This is a genomic window from Sporolactobacillus sp. KGMB 08714 (assembly GCF_036598985.1).
Lineage (GTDB): Bacteria > Bacillota > Bacilli > Bacillales > Sporolactobacillaceae > Sporolactobacillus.
The window spans coordinates 17,810-35,923 of the sequence record NZ_JAUUBW010000030.1 but is presented as its reverse complement, the minus strand read 5'-3'; the positions used below and the strand labels follow the sequence as shown (position 1 = coordinate 35,923).

Annotated in this window: 17 protein-coding genes; 4 read left to right on the top strand and 13 right to left on the bottom strand. The window is 48.4% G+C overall.

Annotated elements, in window-relative coordinates:
- Positions 1 to 133: 133 nt before the first annotated feature.
- The 8 genes from Q6A92_RS13550 to Q6A92_RS13515 form a co-directional block, all read right to left on the bottom strand.
- Positions 134 to 997: an aldose epimerase family protein gene (locus Q6A92_RS13550; protein ID WP_332238417.1), complete on the bottom strand. Its 864-nt coding sequence runs from the start codon at positions 995 to 997 to the stop codon at positions 134 to 136.
- Between the two features lie 137 nt (positions 998 to 1,134).
- On the bottom strand, positions 1,135 to 1,899 hold the full coding sequence (locus tag Q6A92_RS13545) for a DeoR/GlpR family DNA-binding transcription regulator (RefSeq protein WP_274401977.1): 765 nt from the start codon (positions 1,897 to 1,899) through the stop codon (positions 1,135 to 1,137).
- 84 nt (positions 1,900 to 1,983) lie between these two features.
- The gene (gene lacD, locus Q6A92_RS13540) at positions 1,984 to 2,988 is read right to left on the bottom strand and encodes a tagatose-bisphosphate aldolase (RefSeq protein ID WP_332238416.1); all 1,005 of its coding nucleotides are present in this window, start codon (positions 2,986 to 2,988) and stop codon (positions 1,984 to 1,986) included.
- Positions 2,989 to 3,062: 74 nt separating this feature from the next.
- Positions 3,063 to 3,536 (bottom strand): PTS sugar transporter subunit IIA, encoded by a 474-nt coding sequence (locus Q6A92_RS13535; protein WP_332238415.1) that lies wholly within the window; start codon positions 3,534 to 3,536, stop codon positions 3,063 to 3,065.
- 17 nt (positions 3,537 to 3,553) lie between these two features.
- On the bottom strand, positions 3,554 to 4,480 hold the full coding sequence (pfkB, locus tag Q6A92_RS13530) for a 1-phosphofructokinase (protein WP_332238414.1): 927 nt from the start codon (positions 4,478 to 4,480) through the stop codon (positions 3,554 to 3,556).
- Between the two features lie 1,169 nt (positions 4,481 to 5,649).
- Positions 5,650 to 6,045, bottom strand: a complete 396-nt coding sequence (locus tag Q6A92_RS13525; protein WP_274401972.1) for a hypothetical protein — start codon at positions 6,043 to 6,045, stop codon at positions 5,650 to 5,652.
- Positions 6,046 to 6,165: 120 nt separating this feature from the next.
- The gene (lacB, locus tag Q6A92_RS13520) at positions 6,166 to 6,693 is read right to left on the bottom strand and encodes a galactose-6-phosphate isomerase subunit LacB (RefSeq protein ID WP_274401971.1); all 528 of its coding nucleotides are present in this window, start codon (positions 6,691 to 6,693) and stop codon (positions 6,166 to 6,168) included.
- A gap of 46 nt (positions 6,694 to 6,739) precedes the next feature.
- Complete coding sequence (locus Q6A92_RS13515) at positions 6,740 to 7,192, bottom strand: RpiB/LacA/LacB family sugar-phosphate isomerase (RefSeq protein ID WP_274401970.1); 453 nt, start codon at positions 7,190 to 7,192, stop codon at positions 6,740 to 6,742.
- A 505-nt stretch (positions 7,193 to 7,697) separates the two neighbouring features.
- Between Q6A92_RS13515 and Q6A92_RS13510 the strand changes: the two genes are divergently transcribed.
- A complete protein-coding gene (locus tag Q6A92_RS13510) occupies positions 7,698 to 8,003 on the top strand; it encodes a PTS sugar transporter subunit IIB (RefSeq protein ID WP_274401969.1) in 306 nt (101 codons plus the stop codon).
- A 45-nt stretch (positions 8,004 to 8,048) separates the two neighbouring features.
- The gene (locus Q6A92_RS13505) at positions 8,049 to 9,455 is read left to right on the top strand and encodes a PTS galactitol transporter subunit IIC (protein ID WP_274401968.1); all 1,407 of its coding nucleotides are present in this window, start codon (positions 8,049 to 8,051) and stop codon (positions 9,453 to 9,455) included.
- A gap of 67 nt (positions 9,456 to 9,522) precedes the next feature.
- Here the strand turns inward: Q6A92_RS13505 and Q6A92_RS13500 are convergent, their stop codons facing one another.
- The gene (locus Q6A92_RS13500; RefSeq protein ID WP_332238413.1) at positions 9,523 to 10,224 is read right to left on the bottom strand and encodes a YukJ family protein; all 702 of its coding nucleotides are present in this window, start codon (positions 10,222 to 10,224) and stop codon (positions 9,523 to 9,525) included.
- A gap of 335 nt (positions 10,225 to 10,559) precedes the next feature.
- On the bottom strand, positions 10,560 to 12,152 hold the full coding sequence (locus Q6A92_RS13495; RefSeq protein WP_332238412.1) for an APC family permease: 1,593 nt from the start codon (positions 12,150 to 12,152) through the stop codon (positions 10,560 to 10,562).
- Positions 12,153 to 12,503: 351 nt separating this feature from the next.
- Here Q6A92_RS13495 and Q6A92_RS13490 point away from each other — a divergent pair, with 351 nt between their 5' ends.
- Together Q6A92_RS13490 and Q6A92_RS13485 are read left to right on the top strand one after the other, a co-directional pair.
- Positions 12,504 to 13,589 carry a GerAB/ArcD/ProY family transporter gene (locus tag Q6A92_RS13490; protein WP_274401965.1) on the top strand — a complete coding sequence of 362 codons (1,086 nt, stop codon included), beginning with the start codon at positions 12,504 to 12,506 and terminating at the stop codon, positions 13,587 to 13,589.
- 38 nt (positions 13,590 to 13,627) lie between these two features.
- Positions 13,628 to 13,786, top strand: coding sequence for a hypothetical protein (locus tag Q6A92_RS13485; protein WP_274401964.1), 159 nt, complete (start codon positions 13,628 to 13,630; stop codon positions 13,784 to 13,786).
- 139 nt (positions 13,787 to 13,925) lie between these two features.
- Here the strand turns inward: Q6A92_RS13485 and Q6A92_RS13480 are convergent, their stop codons facing one another.
- The 3 genes from Q6A92_RS13480 to crcB all read right to left on the bottom strand — a co-directional run bounded on the left by Q6A92_RS13480 (position 13,926) and on the right by crcB (position 18,093).
- Positions 13,926 to 15,116, bottom strand: coding sequence for a Ger(x)C family spore germination protein (locus Q6A92_RS13480; RefSeq protein WP_274401963.1), 1,191 nt, complete (start codon positions 15,114 to 15,116; stop codon positions 13,926 to 13,928).
- Between the two features lie 13 nt (positions 15,117 to 15,129).
- Positions 15,130 to 16,725, bottom strand: coding sequence for a spore germination protein (locus Q6A92_RS13475; RefSeq protein WP_274401962.1), 1,596 nt, complete (start codon positions 16,723 to 16,725; stop codon positions 15,130 to 15,132).
- 954 nt (positions 16,726 to 17,679) lie between these two features.
- Complete coding sequence (gene crcB, locus Q6A92_RS13470; RefSeq protein ID WP_274401961.1) at positions 17,680 to 18,093, bottom strand: fluoride efflux transporter CrcB; 414 nt, start codon at positions 18,091 to 18,093, stop codon at positions 17,680 to 17,682.
- Positions 18,094 to 18,114: the final 21 nt, after the last annotated feature.

Here is an 18,114-nt window from a genome sequence, read left to right as displayed (position 1 = left end):
TGGCAAGTAGTTCACACGTTTTCTCACACTGCAAAACCCCCTTTTGGATGAGCAGATTTTATGATGTCTTCTGTCAATCCAAAGGGGGTTTCTGCCATCAAGGAGACGGCCTCTTCCGTATCTGTTCAAGGGCTCACGAGCGTTTTTTCAGATAAATAGCCACTGAGAGCTGAAGCGGCTGCTCTTTTTTTACGTATAAGAGTTCCTGCCTCTCATTAAATTCATTTTTCTTCGCTGTCCAAGGTTCAATGCACACATAATCCTTGTCTCTTTCCGTCCAAAGCACGATATAACGAAAAGCCGGATCCTTTTCAATAACCAGTCTGTCCGATTCATCGAAGCCGGCTTCCACTTCATCTGAACGGTCCCGAAACACGACTGCCTCGGCCAGATCGCTCATATCAATCGTTCCGTCAAACGGCTTGATCGCCTGATCATTATAATCGAGATATTGAGTTGCATCCGTCTTCACGTTGACGACTTTATTCGGGATATGGAAATACGGGTGAAAACCGGGATAGATCGGCATGGCATCCGAAGAGAGATTTTTGTAAAGCTGCTGAATCGTCAATCGGCCCTTTTCAAGTCTATAAGTCAGGACAACTTCGAAGTCAAAGGGAAACGATTGTTTGGTTTCCTTGCTGCTAAAAAAAGAAACGGACAGTTCCGCATGCCGCTCATCGGCAGCTTGACCCGCAACCGTCCACGGCCGGGTCCTCGCCAGTCCGTGATTCGCCATTTCATAGACGGTTCCGTTCCATTCGTAGCGGCCGTCCGTTAACTGGCCGCCCATCGGAAATAGAACCGGAATACCGCCGCGGACATTTTTGGTCCGATCAAAAAGCGTCTGTTCATTCAAAAACAGCACATCTTTACCTAATGTGTGAAAAGCAGTCACGATTGCCCCGCGTTCCGGGCAGACATCCGCATAGGCACCTTCTCCGGAAAGCCGGATGAAGCTCAATCCGCCTTTTTTGTACTGGGTGATCTCATACATGTTTTTATCCCCTTTTCTTTTGCCTGTTCGGCGTTTGACAGATAGAAAAGCCGATTCCGCGCCAAACCTTCAATCAGCCGCCTGCACCGAAAAAGTTCAAATCGGTAAAAGATTTTTCCCGAAACGGCACGGACTGACTATTTAATGATCTTTACAAATTTCTCATAATACGCAACAAACTGAGGATCAATCGACGGATCGGTAATGATCGCAGTCAGGTTCCGGACATCATATAAATTATGGAACGCTTCAACGCCGAATTTTGTGCTGTCCGCTAAGATATAGGTTTCTCCGGCATTATCGAGAATAATCTTTTGAGCGGTTCCTTCTTCCTCATTAGCGGTCGTAACACTCGTCTTCACGATACCGTTTGTTCCGATAAACGCCTTATTGACATTAAACTCGTGAAGCATTTTGTTTGTAAAATAGCCGACGAAGGTTTCGGTTCTGGAGCGGTATCGGCCGCCGACCAGAATGATCTCAAAGCGGGGAAAATCATTTTTAAATTGCTCAAAGACGGTCACCGAATTCGTTACGATATCCACATGTTCATAGCGCTCTTTATCAAGAAATTCATAGATAAAACCGGCGGTGGTGCCCGGTCCGATAAAAACGACATCATTATTTTGAATCAGGTCCGCGCAGTGCTTGGCAATAAACCGTTTCTTATCAACGTTGATCGTCTGTTTTTGAAGATGCGACAATTCCTTATAATCATTGTCCTGTTTTTTTCTTGCTCCGCCATGAACGCGGACCAGCATGTCTCTTTCCTCAAGATCGCTCAAATCCCGTCGTACGGTCATCTCGGTCACCTTTAATTTTTTCGCCAGATCCGATACACGCACGATACGATTGAGTTCAATCTCTTTTAAAATTTTATGATAGCGCTCTTCTCTCAACATGGTATTCACACTTCCCCCAGCATACGACATGCATGACTTTGTCAGATAAACTGCATCGGCTTTTAAAAATGGCCGGCCTGAAATTCATTCGACGGTAATCCGCTCTTTCCCGCCATATGTTTCGTACCACGGCGTGGCACTCTCGGCAAGGACGGCATTCAATGCTTCGATATTCTTTCTGCCCTGTGTCCGCAGCCATTCGGCGGCTTTCTCCTCTCCTCCTTCCCCGTAGGCTTTTACCCCCTCGCGCCACGTTGCCCGGCCGCACAGCACGCCATTGAATCTTGATCCGGCCTCACGGGCGAAGCGCAGCGTGCGCTGGAACAATTCCGCCGAAACGCCGGCACTCAGCCAGATGTAAGGAACTTTAGCCGCTTCATCGACCTGTCTGAAGTATTCCCCGGCCTGTTCATCTGAATAAACCGCTTCATTTTCGCCAATGCCTTCTACACGGCTCATATCAACCGGAACCTGCAGCTTAAGAACGTCCACGCCATAACGTTCTTCGGAAAATACCTTTACGGCCTCAATAACCTTTTGCGGTTTTATCCGTGCGTAATCCGCCGGGGCGCTCACCTTTTCATCATAAGTGACCAGTTCAAGGAAGAAAGGAATATCTTCCGCCCGGCATTCCGAACCGACGCGCTCAACAAATGCTTTTTTTACATCATTAATTTGTTTGCTGTCGTCTTTATCATAGTAAACCAGGATTTTAGCGGCGTCGCTGTCCTCTTCTTTGATTCGTTTGACCGACCAGTTCGCCAGAAGATCGGGCAGACGGCCGGGCGTATGTGCATCATATCCGGTTTTTTCATAAGAAGTGATCAGGCCGCAGTGGCGGTCGCGGTTTCTGCCCGCCGGCAAACCGAATTCCGGATCAAGCAGAATGGAGCTGGCATAAGGCGTCAGCTCTTTCGAAATCAGCGTCTTGAAATCTGTCAGCTCTTCAGTCGTCGCACCGCTCCCTTTGGCGGCCCCGATCATTTTTCTCAGAGATCCGCGCTGATCAATGGCTAACGCCGCAATAATCCCGTTCTTGTCTGAAAGTCTTTCGAGTGCTCTGAACTTGCCCTTTTGAATGCTTACCATGCCCGCAAACCCTCCACATATATTTTAGCTCAAATGACTGCCGCAATGCGATAAAGTTCCTAACTCCGATCCGATTAAGAAACAACAAACTGATAAATTTCCCGACCCGTTTTAAGTGAATCCAGGCGGGACATCTTGTCCTCCGCAGTAAAAAAGGACATGAGATGGGAAAGTATATTTGTCTGGCTGTTTTTTTCATTGTTCAGGATAAAAAAGGCGTAGCGGACCGCAATACTTTTGTCGGGCGCTATCATATTGTGAAAAATGACCTCTTCTTCCAGGCGGGCGATAACAATGCCTTTCCAGTTGCAATAATCAACTTCCGTATGTGGAATAGCAACGTTGGATGAACCGGCCTTCACGACGCCAAGATCAAGCCCTGTCGGGTATTTATTCTCTCTTTCCGTAATGGCTTCAATATATCCCTGATTCACCAGATTCTTCTGCAATAATTTTTCACCGACCGATTGAAACAATGCTTCTTTGCTTTTCACATTTTCAAAGAAGACGAGATCTTCACGAAACAAGCTCTGAATACCCGTACTCACCCTTCTTCTCCCCCTTTTCAGCCGACTGTCCTTATTGCTATTTTTTTCTTAAAAGCTTCGACCTGCGCTTGATCGACATAGCCGGTACGCGCTTCCATGGCATTTAGTGTGCCGAAAGCGGCACCGTAGGCGAGCGCCTCCTCAGGAGCAAGGCCGCGGTCAATACCGTAGGCAAGACCCGCAATCATCGAATCGCCCGACCCGACGGCATTGACCGCCTGAACGGCCGGCGGTTCCGCAATGAACGCACGTCCGTTAAAATACCCGAGAGCGCCTTTCTTGCCGAGCGAGACGACAATAAATCTGACGCCTGTCTCTGCCAGCCGCCGCGCACTGGCGACCAGCCCGGCTTCGCCGGCCGCCTCTTCTCCCATTAAAGCGGCCAGTTCATCCTGATTAGGCTTTATCAGGTAAGGAGATGCCTTAATTCCTGCCTTCAACGATTCCCCGCTCGTATCCAGAAGAAATTTTCTGTTTTTCCTAGCCGCACGTTCGATCAATTGCTGATAAAAGGTCTTTGGCAGCCCCTTGGGCAGACTGCCGGAAGCTGTGACAACCGTCGCCTGATCAAGAAGACGATCGTATTCCCGCAAAAAAGCAGCCGCTTCATCTCCGGAGATGGACGGTCCGTCCTCGAGAATCTCCGTCTGATTCCCTTCATGCATGATCGCCAGGCAGTGCCGCGTGCTGCCTTTGATCGTTACAAAATGATGCGAGACACCTGCATGATCCAGCTCATCGGCTATGAACTCGCCGGTCTTCCCCCCAAGAAAGCCTGTTGCCAGTACCTCTGCGTTTACACATTTTAAAACACGTGTGACATTCAGTCCTTTTCCCCCTGCAGTTTTGATGACACGGCCGCAGCGATTCACCTGATTAATCGTCAGATGTCCAAGCTGATAGTTCATGTCAATGGCGGGGTTTAACGTCAGCGTTAAAATCATCGCAATTTCTCCTCGAGTCGTATTAAAATAGTCTCTTTAAGTTTCATAATAGTTTTTGCGAATATCCCTTTAGCTCATTTTCCTGCTGGGCCGCCGGATGATGATCGACTTTTCCTGAGACCGTCAATCTCTCAAAAGACGGAGAGCGCTTCCGGCAATCCATAACTTCCGCAACGGTCGATCAACGCCTGTCGCGGTTGATAAACCGGGTGTAGCTGCTGAAGACCGATTAAGCTCCGACAATGACCGATAAACTCCCTGCGGTGACCGAAAAGCAGCGTCTAACGACCGATAAACTCCCTGCGGTGACCGAAAAGCAGCGTCTAACGACCGATAAACTGCTAAACTCCCTGCCACGGTCGGATTCGGTGCGACTTTTCGCTATTTTGGTGCGCCTGTAGTCGGATTCGGTGCGACCGTTCCTGTTCGGTGCGTCTGCAGCCGGATTCGGTGCAACTTTTCGCTATTTCGGTGCGTCTGTAGCCGGATTCGGTGCAACTTTTCGCTATTTCGGTGCGTCTGTAGCCGGATTCGGTGCGACCGCTCCTGTTCGGTGCGCCTGTAGCCGGATTCGGTGCAACTTTTCGCTATTTCGGTGCGTCTATAGCCGGATTCGGTGCGTCTGCAGCCGGATTCGGTGCGACTTTTCGCTATTTCGGTGCGTCTGTAGCTGGATTCGGTGCGACCGCTCCTGTTCGGTGCGCCTGTAGCCGGATTCGGTGCAACTTTTCGCTATTTCGGTGCGTCTGTAGCTGGATTCGGTGCGACCGCTCCTGTTCGGTGCGCCTGCAGCTGGATTCGGTGCAACTTTTCGCTATTTCGGTGCGTCTGTAACCGGATTCGGTGCAACTTTTCGCTATTTCGGTGCGCCTGCAGCTGGATTCGGTGCAACTTTTCGCTATTTCGGTGCGTCTGTAGCCGGATTCGGTGCGACCGCTCCTGTTCGGTGCGCCTGTAGCCGGATTCGGTGCGACCTCGACCCGATTGGATACATGAGTTGAGAACATCTTATCCCGGCAGCATCGGTACCACAGGCTAGTCGCCTAGATTCATATCCCTGCAGCGATCATGCTGCCTGAAACGGGACGCAGATTTTCTATTTCGGCACGTCCGTTTTAGGAAAAAAACAATCCCTTCCTTTGAAAGGATTGTTTTTTCCTTTTTTCGAATCAGGATGTCTTGCGGGATGAAGATTTCGGCGGCGACAGATACAGGTATACGAATGAAAAAGGCACGGCTAAAAAAAATCCGAACAGACTCATAATCAGCTTGGGAATGAATCCGATCGGAACGGTAAAGCCCGCAGCAAAAAGAACAATACCGATCAGCACGGCCCCTTCAAGCAAAAGCTGCGAGCGTGCGGACAAATATCTGCCTTCTTTGCGCCGTTTGCTGTGGCTGAGCAGGACAACCGCCGGCGAAACCGTCCCAAGCATCATGTAGCACCATCCGTACAGAGAATAGATGCTGCCGGCTTTCAGAAACTCCTGCAGACCCCAGACGACAAAAACGAGGCAAATTCCCAAATAAATGAACTTTAGGCCGTTCGATACTGTTTTCGGCATGTTCTCTGCATCTCCATTTCCATTCATTTTTCCCGTACGGAACCGCCTTACCCGCGATTGGGCCGGCGAGACAGCGTCAGACCGATCACCGCAACGGTTTTACGGTCCCGCCGCCCGGAATCAGTCGTGATAGTAGCCCTCTTCCCATTTCTTTTCGAATTCGTCAAAGAAATGCTCATTGCCTGTCTGTTCAGGTTTCGGACCTTCAAGTGCGTCGATTTTACGGATCAGGGCGTCATGTTCCGCAGTTTTCTCGTACTCCGTCGTGATGAATTTATCGACGATCGCAGTAATCAGATCGACCCCGGTAATATGTCCGCCCACAGCAACGACGTTGGCATTCAGCGCTTTGCGTGCGTAGACGGCTTCCGATACGTCGCGGACAAGGGCGACCCGGGCGCCCGGAACTTTATCGGCGGATGAACTGATTCCGACGCCGGTCCCGCATAGAACCACTCCGAACTTAGCCGCGCCGTTGACGACTTTCTCCGCCGTCTTCTTTCCGTAGATCGGATAATGTGTCCGCAGTCTATCGTACGTACCGTTATCGATGACTTCATAGCCTTCTTCTTTTAAATGCTCTGAAAGCCGCTCCTTAATATCTGTCACAATATGATCATTGCCGATTGAAATGACGGTTTTTGCCATTGTTACTCACTCCTTCAATCATGATAAGATTTATCCGTTCGCGCCGTCAGGCCATTTTGTTGACCATGTCAATTCGCACCATGTGACGGCCGGCATCAAACGGTGCTTCGAGATAGGCTTTGACACAGCTCTTCAGAAGCTCCGGACCGACGACGGCCGTACCGAGGGTAATCATCAGGGCTCCGTTGTGGCGCCGGGTCATTCGCGCCGAGTGCTCGTCGGAAACGTTGGCGCAAATCACATATTTTAATTTGTTGGCCGCCATGAAGGCGTCGGTCCCCCACTTATCAATGACAATCCCGCGCGGGGCCCCCTCGCTCTTATCTTTGCCATTGTCCGTTTCCTTGAGCGTTTCTTTGGCCACCGCTACTGCGACGTCTACAAAATCCTGCCCCTCTTCTGAAAGATCAAGGATTCCATACCCCTCGCTCTTTAATGCTTCGATCAGATCGTCCTTTGCCTGTGCTCCGTCTTTGTCTGCACCGATAATGACTTTCATCAAACTTACCTCCTTAAACCGGAATCACTGATGTTATATAATGTTTGAATTTGTTTACATTAACAACTTAGCACCCATTAATCGCAATGTCAACATGAATATAAAACTATAAAAAATTATTATCAAACTTAAAAAGAAATAAATAGCACAATTTTATATTGACAACGCTTTCGTTTCGTTTTATCTTAAACATGTGCTTTAAAAACCAAACAAACAAGAACATATTAGAACGAAAAGGGGGACTGACACAATGGCCGCCGGTATTTAATAGAAGATCAGCACTTTTAAAGCTGTTATTCCCGAAGAATCAGGAGATAGGATGGAAAGCCGAAAGTCAGGAAGAGCATTTCCGGATCTTCCCGCATGATCCACGGCGCAACGTGCATCACGCTGTGATTTCGGCTTGTGCGGAAAATCTTTACAAGCCTGCATGAATAAGCCAGTATGCCGCCTGAAGGATCAAAGTCAATCAAAAAAGAACCGGAATAAAGAGGAGGAATTTCAAATGATACACATTTTAACGGCTTGCGGAGCCGGCGTAAACTCAAGTCATCAGATCGCCGACGCTTTGGAATCGGAAATGCACAATCGCGGATATGAGGTCCAGTGTGATGCCGTCATGATCAAGGATGTGACGGAGGAGATGGTTTCCCACTATGATATTCTCGCTCCGATCGTCACGCCCGATCTCGGATTTGAAGTCAGAATCCCGGTGGTCGAATGCGGGCCGATCCTTTACCGCATTCCGGCTATGGCACAGCCTGTTTACGACAAGATGGAAGAAACAATTAAAAGCCTTAATAAAAAATAACCAAACAGATTCTGTTCTTTTTCAATAATTCGGAGGTGAAGATCATTGAATTCGATCATTCATTTTGCCAACAGCATTTTTAACCCAATCATTGCCCTCGGCGCCGCTCCGGTCATGCTGATTGTTTTAACGATAATAGCTCTTATCTTTCGCGTTAAATTCACAAGAGCGTTGGAAGGCGGCATCCGGCTGGCTATTGCCTTAACCGGTATTTCAGCAGTGATCGGCTTGCTGACGACCGCTTTTTCAACAGCATTGACCGAGTTTGTCAAATCCACGGGCATTCAACTAAGCATCACAGACGTCGGCTGGGCCCCGCTGGCAACGATCACATGGGGATCCCCGTACACGCTGTTTTTTCTGCTTATCCTTGTCTGCCTCAATATTGTCATGATTCTTCTGAATCGGACCAATACACTGGATGTCGATATTTTCGACGTCTGGCATTCGGCTTTTGTCGGTCTGTTATGTATTTTCTCCGGCGCTAATCTGCTCATCGCTACGCTGCTAGTCCTGATGATCGGTGTCCTGAAGATCATCAACTCCGACCTGATGAAGCCGACATTTAACGACTTGCTGCATAACGACAATAACCCGATGACGACGACGCATATGAACTATATGATGAATCCGACCATTATGGTATTAAATAAAATATTCGATGTCATTTTTCCATGGCTCGATAAATTCGATTTCGATGCAGCCAAACTGAATAAAAAAATCGGTTTCTGGGGCAGCAATTTTTCGATCGGCATCTATCTGGGCGTGTTTATCGGATTAATGTCGCATCAGGACCCTAAGGCTATTTTCACGCTGGCGTTTACGGCCGGCACGTGTCTGGAACTGTTTTCGCAAATCGGCAACTGGTTTATCAAAGCCGTCGAGCCATTATCGCAAGGCATCTCAAATGTAGCAACCAAATATTTGAAAGGCCGAAAATTCAATGTCGGACTGGACTGGCCGTTCGTCGCCGGCCGTGCGGAAATTTGGGCGGCAGCCAATGTTCTGGCTCCGATCATGCTGGGTGAAGCGCTGATTCTGCCCGGCAACCACCTCCTCCCGCTCGGCGGCATCATCGCCATGGGCGTCACGCCGGCACTGCTGGTTGTTACACGCGGAAAAATTATCCGGATGATTGTCATCGGCGCTCTTGAACTGCCGATATTCCTCTGGGCTGGCACGCTGGCCGCACCTTTTGTCACGCATACGGCTAAAATAGTCGGCGCCTTCCCGTCCGGAGTTCCGAAAGGCCAGTTGATTTCCCAGACGACCATGGAAGGTCCGATTGAAAAATTCCTGGCTTATCTGGTCGGCCACGCAACGTCTCAGGCGGGCATGTACATTGTCTATGCTCTGCTCGCGATCGCCGGTTATATTTTGCTCTTTACCTGGTATGCTTTCCAGATGAAGAAACGGAACAGAGCTTATGCTGAAGCGGCAGCAAATAAATAAAAGATCGGAAAAAGAAGAGAGTCGGAACAAAGTCAAATGACGATTTTGTTTCGGCTTTTTTTTTACATCAGGAGCGGCCTGAGTGATGAATAAAAGAATCATGGCCGCATTCTTCCGCCGATTTGAGGGCATGTCCGTCCTGATCCGTACACCAGGATTGCGATTGAAAAGCCAGAAAGATCGCGGCCCATCTTTGCTCCCGTTCGAAATAAATGAGAAGGCCTCCGTCCTGCCATGTCCCGTCATCCTTTTTATATTTTTCAACATTTCCCTGATTCATATGAATATCATGAATGCCGTTGCCGGGAGAAAAACCGAAATACGGATCCGTTTGATTGAGCTCGGGACCCCATCGATCGCCGAATGCGTAAATGATCGCCCGTTTATCCATTGCTTCTTTGATATAATCTTGAATTTTTTCGTTTAAATCGTTATCGGAACCTCCTGCATCGGCCGGAAGAGGAATCATTTGTCCCGGATCAAATAAGTTTCCCCTTATAAAGTCAAGCCCAATATCCGGATGATTCTGTCTGATCGATGTAAAACCGGATTCCAGAGCAGATAAACGGGCCGTTTCTTCTGCACGGAAGTCGTTCGTTGCAAAATATAAGACCTTCGAAGGGTCGGTCTGCGATTTAATATTGACAGCGACACGATACTCAGTCCCTTCTCCATCTTTGATCAGGATCTGGTAGTGGGACTTGTCCTCCGCTGCCTTTATCGTACCGGCCGCTTCGCCCTTAAGAACCCCGTAATTTTTTAACAGCAAATGCTATCATCTCCTCATTATAAAGGTATGATCCTCACCTTCTCTTATTCTCATTACTTTGATTTTACTGTCCTTTACCGGCATTTGCTACCTGCAATTATGAAAAAGACAGATCAGGAGAAGACCGTTTGACGAGCGTGGTGAAGGGACTCTGGAAGCCTTAAAATAGGAGGATACCAAAACGTAAAACGCCTGCAGCTCTAAAAAATCAGCAATAAATAAGGGAAGCCGTCTTCCCTGCCCCCCTTATCATTCTATTTCGCTGTGGTTGTTCCGATAGGACGGAATCTGCACCCGATTTTCGCCGGACCGGACTCGGATAACGCCGTAATAGTTTATAAAGCCTGCTTTTCCTGGATCATGTTTTCCTGCTTCTTTAATTGCTCCGTTAACCAGCCGCTTTTAATGCCCCAGATATAGAATCCGATGCTAAATGCGGCAATAACAAGAAAATCATAGCCAAACGGGATAATATTCAGCCCGCCGAATTTGCTGCTGCCGATCCAGGACATGATCAGCATGAAAGCAAGATAGACAATCAGCCAGGTTCCCGCTTTAAGGTCGCGCTTAAAGCCCTCGAAATGCGCCTTCGCCTGATAATAGAAATAAACGGGCAGTCCGATGAGAATGATCAGCGTCACTTTCCCTGTCAGCGGCCACGTCGCCCAGTAATAAATCATAGAGGCCGAAATGAAGGCGATCGGAGCAATGATCGGCATACCCTTTATGTGAAAAGAATGGTTGCTGTCTTCATCAAGGTGCCTGAATACCATGACGCAGATCGGTCCCGTGACATAAGAAATGAGCGTTGCCACTGAAATAACGCCAGCCAGAGTGCCCCATCCGCGAAACATAAAGAGGAAAAAATACGAGACAGCAAGATTCAGCCACATCGCTGCGCGCGGAACGCCGACGGTCCCGTTCACGCGGCCGAACACCCGGGGAAAGAATCCGTTGCGTTCCATTCCATAGATCATACGGGCGGTAGTTGCCGTGTAGGTGATGCCGGTCCCCGACGGCGAAACAAAAGCGTCTGCAAATAAAAGAAGTACGAGCCAGTTTAGGCCTAAAGCCATGGCCAGGTCCGCAAACGGTGAGCTGAGATTTAAATGGGACCATCCCGACTGCAGCATCCCCGGCGTCACGCCGCCGATAAAGGTGACCTGAAGCAGGATATAGATCACGCCGGCCATGAGAATCGAACTGATGACTGCAATCGGGATCGAGCGGCCGGGATTCTTCGCTTCCCCGGCCAGATTTATCGGACTCTGAAATCCGTTAAAGGCAAAGACAATGCCGGAGGTGGCAACGGCCGTCAGGACACCGGACCAGCCGTTCGGCATAAATCCGCCCTGTGCCGGCGCGACAAAATTATGAGCATGAAAACCTGCAAACAGAATGCCGATAATCGTTGCCGACGGAATAATAAATTTAAAAACGGTAATCGCCGCATTCACCCGCGCAAATAAACGGACCGTAAAATAATTTAAAAGAAAATAGACAAAAACGAGGGCTGCGGCAATGCACAGCCCGGGCAGAGTCAGTTCGGAGCCGTTATAGAGACGATGGGCCCAGGCAAAGTTCCATGAACTGAGGTATTGAGCCGAAGCGACGGCTTCAACGGGAATTACGGATACAATAGCAATCCAGTTGGCCCATCCGGAAATAAAACCGACCAGTGAACCGTGCGAAAACTGGCCGTATCTGACCATTCCGCCCGCTGTAGGAAATAAGGATCCCAGCTCGGCAAAAGTCAGACCTATGAACAATATCAGTACCATCCCGATGATCCACGAATAAACAGCGGCCGGACCGGCTACACTGGCTGCTTTCCAGGATCCGAAAAGCCAGCCGGAACCGATGATAGAACCCAGCCCGGTCATAGTCAGAGCAAAGGTAGATATCTCACGGCGCATTTTGTTTTTCATCTTACGTCCACACCTTTTGTTTATTATATCTCTTTTCCTTTGAACAGAAATATTGCGTCAAACGTCATCCGGGTCATATCGTCAATGAAAACTCATTTTTTTTAGACCATTTAAACAGTTTAACATTTTTCTGTTAAATCGTCATCAAATCTTTCCATCGCCTGACGATAGCGAAACAGTCCTTTTGCGGTTCACGGCGGCGCTTGAGGACGGACCATCCCGTTTTATATTTTTCTTTCTGTCTCAGCGATTTATAAACTGGCGCTCTCGCGGCCGAATCCGTGCAGGAGTGAATACAATGACGAAAAACGAACAAAATAGTTAATATGAAACGACAAGCAGGAGTTTAAGATGGAGAAAATCAGTAAGCACCAGTTGTTCGTCCTGGTGATGATGGAGCAGATTGGAAGCACCAATCTGTGGGCATTGGGTATAGATGCCAAGCGGGATGCATGGATCGTTATCTTACTTTCCATGCTGCCCGGATGTGCGCTGATATGGGTCTTTACCGAACTGCAGAAACACTTCCCAAATGACAATACTGCCGAACTGACCATGACACTGCTCGGAAAAATAATCGGCTGGCCGTTAGGCCTGTTTTATGCTTTTTTAGATATCTTTAATTCGACAAGGAATGCCGGCGAATTTACCGATCTTCTCAATATGACATTTCTTCAAAACACACCCTCGGCCGCCATCATTTTTATCTTTCTGATCACCATTATCTATGTATTATTCATGGGTGTCGAAACATTCGCACGTTTAACAGAGATTCTTTTGCCTATAACTATCATCTTCATCATTTTAATCTATATTCTGGTCCTGGCTTCCGGAAGGATCGACCTGAAAGAATTGACTCCGGTACTGGAAAACGGCATCACGCCCGTATTAAAGGCGTCCTATCCTGTCGTCGTCAATTTTCCGTTCGGCCTTTCGTTTATCTTCATGCAGTTCTGGCATTTCTCCAACGATCAGAAATCAATCCGTAAAGTTACTCTTTCAGCAGTCATTCTAGCAGGGATTCTCCTGGTGTTCACTCAGATTACGATCGTTTCAACGCTCGGCGCCGATCTCGCCGCCAAGTCGACGATTCCCATTCTTGAAGTTGTCAAGCTGATCAGTATCGGGGACATCATTACCAATCTTGACGCTCTCGGAATCCTATTAATTTTTATCGGCGGTTTTTATATGACGATTATCCATGTCCTGTCATCGGCCATGATCCTGGCAAGCCTGTTTAAAATGAACGATTACAGATGGCTGCTGATTCCCATCAGTGCCTTTATCTTCTGGTATTCGGGCGTATACGAGCCCAATTACCCGTTCCACGTAAAATATCTGGTCATACAGGGTTTCCAGCAATACATTCCTTTTTATAACGCCATCCCGATCCTGCTGCTGCTTATTTACTGGTTTAAAAAATACGCACGGACATAGGGGAAACAGACTCGGCTTCTATTCCGGGGGGAGATATGATGCTTCAGATCATTCAGCGGCTGATTCAGGGGACGCTTCAATACGGCATAGGGCAGGCAATCATTGCTTTCGGAGCATGGATGTATGTACTCATTCTGTTTCTTATTGCCGCTTACTACGCTTTTTTATGCTTGATAAAGTTTTTTTTCCATCATTGACAACCGGGCCGGATGCGGCGGGATTCGGCCAAGAGGCTTACAGATTGTATTCATGGCCGGACATCCATTGCAGCCTGTCCAAAAAGCCGGGAGGACACGGCTTGCACTAAGGTGACGTGTCCCTGAGGAAGCTGAAGTCTTATTTCCCCTCTAAAGGAGCCAGCTGCAGGCCTGTCTGTTTTATTTCGGTTTCAACTTGAATGCTGAAAGGCTCATCGGGAAAGTAGGCCGTCCATTGATCCTTCACCCGTTTCCAGCGCGAGGGATATTTTTCTTCATAGGCGCGGCCGAAGCCGACAATATCGCTTTTATAAACTTTCTGCGCTTTGAATAACACCGATCGGACGTCTCTTCGAATAGATGCCTTGAACTCGCGGTTGATCATCTCCAGCTTTTTCTGATCTGAAACGTCGGTGGCATCATTGACTTCCGAAATATTCCCTTCCGCTTTAATCTGAATATTGAACGTTGTTTTTCCTTTTGAGATAACCGGGTTTATTTGCACGTCGGCTTTTTTCAGTTCAATGCCCGTATATTTATTTTTTTCTGTAAGCGAGGGAACATAAATACAGCCGCTCTTCTTCGCATTGACTAAATAATTCAGCCCTCTTGTGTCTCCATTATTTAAATACCCGACTAACTTATCCTTTTTAAAAACGGCCGTCCCGGAAAAGATCAGCCCCTGTTTCCATTCGGGCCGATTATCCGGCGCGGCAATGCTTCTTTCACTCTGAGTGGCAAATACCCCGGCCACAGGGTTCGATCCTTCGCCCGACATCTTATTGATAAACCCGATGGTATCCGTCACCGTCACGTTTAAATTTGCATTCTGCGTTTTAATAATCCCGTCCATATAGGAGGCCTGAACCGTTTCAATTCCATGTTTAACTTCGACCACCCTGCTGATTTCATCCCGTGTCACAATAAGCCAAGTCGTATGTCTTATTTGGTGTGTTCTGGAGATATAATCCAGAAGATCGCTAATTCCGGCGCGCGCCTCTTTCTCCCCCACAACGATGACCTTCAGGTGAGAAAAAAAGAACTTTCTGTCCAGTTTCTTATTGGCTTCTTTGATCGCATCAAACATAGTCCTGCCCGAGGATACGACGACGTCATAAGGCGATTCCTGACTGCCTCCCTGCGGCCTGTTCAGCGCGCTCGGCCGGATAACCTGAATCGCTAAATGTATCTCCCCGGTCTGAACGTCCTTATCGACTCCCATCGCCATGACAATGGCCAACTCATTCAGTTCCCTTTTGTCCCAGCACCCGGTCAGAGTCAATAACGCAAAAACAGTTATTAGAACGGCTGCACCTGTTTTTTTAAACAAAGGCTTCCCCTCCTCATTTTCTGCGCGGGCCGGGCTTCTGGAGATCAGCCTGGCGTTCGGAGCGTTTCCAGGTGATCGACTGCGGCCGCCGCTTCATCATCCATGTAGGAAGCCTTAAGAATGTATCGTCCCTCAGTTCATTCCAGAATACCGGAGCAAAGGGCGTCATAAAGGGAGTCCCGAAACTTCTGAGCGAGCAGAGATGAGCGAGGAGACAGATTAATCCGATCACCACTCCGTATAAGCCGAAAGATCCGCCCAAAAGAATCAGAAAATATCTGAAAAGAACGATCGCATTATATATTGCCGGAAGCATCATGCCGGCAAGCCCTGACAGAGCCGTAATAATGACCATCGGAGCACTGATGATACCGGCAGTCACGGCCGCATCCCCCATCACCAGCGTGCCCACGATCGTTACCGCCGTCCCGGCCGCCCGGGGCATCCGGATACCCGATTCTCTGATCAGCAGAAAGATTGTCTCACTGATCAGAGCTTCAATGATCACCGGAAAAGGAATACCCTCCCGGGCGGCCGTCAGCTTAACCAGAAGGATGGTTGGAATCATTTCCTGGTGAAAAGTTGTGACGGCAACATACAAAGCCGGCAACGTTAAAGTAATGGCAAATCCGACAAAGCGGACGAGCCGTGTAATGTTGGCGTTGAACACCCGCGAGTAGTAGTCGTCGGGAACCTGAAAAGCCTCAATCAGCAGATACGGAACGGTGAGTACCACCGGCGTCCCGCTGCATAGAATCGCAACCCTGCCCTCAAGCAGTTTGGCGGCGACCTTATCCGGCCTTTCGCTGTTGCCGATAGTCGCAAAAGGCGAAAAAACACTGTCTTCAATCAACTGTTCAATGTAGCCGGATTCCATCACCGAATCAATGTCAATACGATGTAAACGTCTTCTGACCTCTTCGACGATCCGATTGTTGGCTATGCCTCGAATGTAGGCAATACAGATGTCGGTATGTGTCTGTTTCCCCAGCACAAGGGGCTCGAATGTCAGATTGGGATTCTTAATGATCCGCCGCAGCATCGACGTATTGGTCCGAAGAGTCTCTACAAACGCTTCGTGCGAGCCGCGGATGACAATCTCATTGGATGCCTCTTCGACCGCTCTTCTTTCGCCGCCCCTCGTGCTGATCGAAAGCCCGGCATCACTCCCGTCAATCAGCAGACAGGTATTGCCGGACAGTACGCTCTCGACGGCCTCGTTAAAATCATGGACTTCTTCGGCATTGTTAATCGTAAGCAGATGTTTTTTAATTTCATTGAACTGATCTCTTCCTTCGATCCGTCTGCCTTCCGCATCGATGATATGAATATCCACCATTAATGATTTGACGATGCTGTCAAGTATCAATTTTTGATCGCCCAGGCCGTCAATAAAGAAGACGAGCGCTTTTATCTGTTTTCTTACGCCAAAGTAAAACTCTCTGAAAATTAAATCGTCACTGTCTCCAAACACTTTTTTCAGCTCGGAAGTATTCCTGTCTAAAGACTTGCTTAACGGATAAGTTGTATCTGCGTAAACCGGTCTTGCAGATCCGGCCTTTTGCTTTGTTTTTTGATTTCGGAAGTAGTTTTTGATAATTTTAAACATTTGCTCACCCTAACGTTCCGGCTGTTTTTCACTTTAGTATGAGCATTTAAAGCTTTTTTATGATTTTATGAATAGATGTCGGTCATTTTCACCGTTAAAGAGGGCGTCCCGCAGTCGAAACACAGTCGACGGGACGCCCTTGTGATGAAGCAGGAACCGGCAGCTCCTTTTCAGGTGCGGTTAGCTCATTCTCCTGCCGGGCCGTGAGACGATGATCGACTTTTCCTGAGATCGCCAATCAAAAGACGGAGAGCGTTCCGCAATCCATAAACTTTCGCGATGGTCGATAAACTTCCCGGCGCGGTTAATAAACCGGACATATCTGCTGAAGACCGATTAAGCGCTGGCGACGACCGATAAACAGCTACTAACGGTCGATAACTGCTAAATTGCCTGCATGGTCAATAACGGACTGAAATCCGATCGATACAGCCAGGCGGCCGGCCCAGTACCGGCCTCGTCCCGAAAAATTTACTAATCGGCCTGAAACAATCAGCTATCGCCCTAAAATGGCTGCGATTCACCCTATTCCGGCGGAGTATCGCCCCGTCAAAGTTTTTCACCCCGAAAAAAGGATGAAGCGCCCTGAAACAGCGAGCGATCGCCCTAAAATGGCCGCGATTCGCCCTATTCCGGCGGAGTATCGCCCCGTCAAGAGTTTTTCACCCCGAAAAAGGATGAAACAGCGAGCGATCGCCCTAGAATGGCCGCGATTCGCCCTATTCCGGCGGAGTACCGCCCCGTCAAGAGTTTTTCACCCCGAAAAAAGGATGAAGCAGCGAACGATCGCCGGCGTTTTTGTGCCGCGGTTCCGATTGGATACATAAGTTGAGGGGATACCCCCATTCTCCGTTATAGGGTGTTACCTATCCGGCATCGAAATCCGCTTTTTCTAAGTTGGTACGCCGCTTGTGCCGTGCCATTCCGCTTTGTTTTTATTATTTGCGTGATCGATCATATTGCTATTGCCGAAAAGAAGAAAACAAATGCCGCTGCGAAATTTGCCCGCAGCGCAGTCCCGAGAAGCAGGCCGAGACCAATCGCTAAAATGCCGAGAGAATAAGAACCGGCAATGTACATGATAAATGCTTTACTTTTCTTTCTGCGGACCAGCTCAATATTTTCAAGATTAAACGTTGAAAAAGTAGTGTATGTGCCGATGAATCCCGTTCCCAAAAGAAGTGCAAGACGAGGATCGGGGCCTAAGCCCGTCACGAAGCCAAGGAATAAGGCGCCTGACATATTGACAACAAATGTTGCCAGCGGAAAAGTATGGATCCATTTTCTTTTAATCCAGTTCGAGAGTAAGACACGGGCCAGGGCGCCGAAAGAAGCGCCTATGGCGACCATGAGAAAATCAATGAACATTTTTTATTCGTCTCTTTCTTG

Excerpts from the sequence above, each read along its gene's own strand:
- Q6A92_RS13550 (WP_332238417.1), bottom strand. The coding sequence starts at position 997 with ATGTATGAGATCACCCAGTACAAAAAAGGCGGATTGAGCTTCATCCGG.
- Q6A92_RS13545 (WP_274401977.1), bottom strand. The coding sequence starts at position 1,899 with ATGTTGAGAGAAGAGCGCTATCATAAAATTTTAAAAGAGATTGAACTC.
- lacD (WP_332238416.1), bottom strand. The coding sequence starts at position 2,988 with ATGGTAAGCATTCAAAAGGGCAAGTTCAGAGCACTCGAAAGACTTTCA.
- pfkB (WP_332238414.1), bottom strand. The coding sequence starts at position 4,480 with ATGATTTTAACGCTGACGTTAAACCCCGCCATTGACATGAACTATCAG.
- Q6A92_RS13525 (WP_274401972.1), bottom strand. The coding sequence starts at position 6,045 with ATGCCGAAAACAGTATCGAACGGCCTAAAGTTCATTTATTTGGGAATT.
- lacB (WP_274401971.1), bottom strand. The coding sequence starts at position 6,693 with ATGGCAAAAACCGTCATTTCAATCGGCAATGATCATATTGTGACAGAT.
- Q6A92_RS13515 (WP_274401970.1), bottom strand. The coding sequence starts at position 7,192 with ATGAAAGTCATTATCGGTGCAGACAAAGACGGAGCACAGGCAAAGGAC.
- Q6A92_RS13510 (WP_274401969.1), top strand. The coding sequence starts at position 7,698 with ATGATACACATTTTAACGGCTTGCGGAGCCGGCGTAAACTCAAGTCAT.
- Q6A92_RS13495 (WP_332238412.1), bottom strand. The coding sequence starts at position 12,152 with ATGAAAAACAAAATGCGCCGTGAGATATCTACCTTTGCTCTGACTATG.
- Q6A92_RS13490 (WP_274401965.1), top strand. The coding sequence starts at position 12,504 with ATGGAGAAAATCAGTAAGCACCAGTTGTTCGTCCTGGTGATGATGGAG.
- Q6A92_RS13485 (WP_274401964.1), top strand. The coding sequence starts at position 13,628 with ATGCTTCAGATCATTCAGCGGCTGATTCAGGGGACGCTTCAATACGGC.
- Q6A92_RS13475 (WP_274401962.1), bottom strand. The coding sequence starts at position 16,725 with ATGTTTAAAATTATCAAAAACTACTTCCGAAATCAAAAAACAAAGCAA.
- crcB (WP_274401961.1), bottom strand. The coding sequence starts at position 18,093 with ATGTTCATTGATTTTCTCATGGTCGCCATAGGCGCTTCTTTCGGCGCC.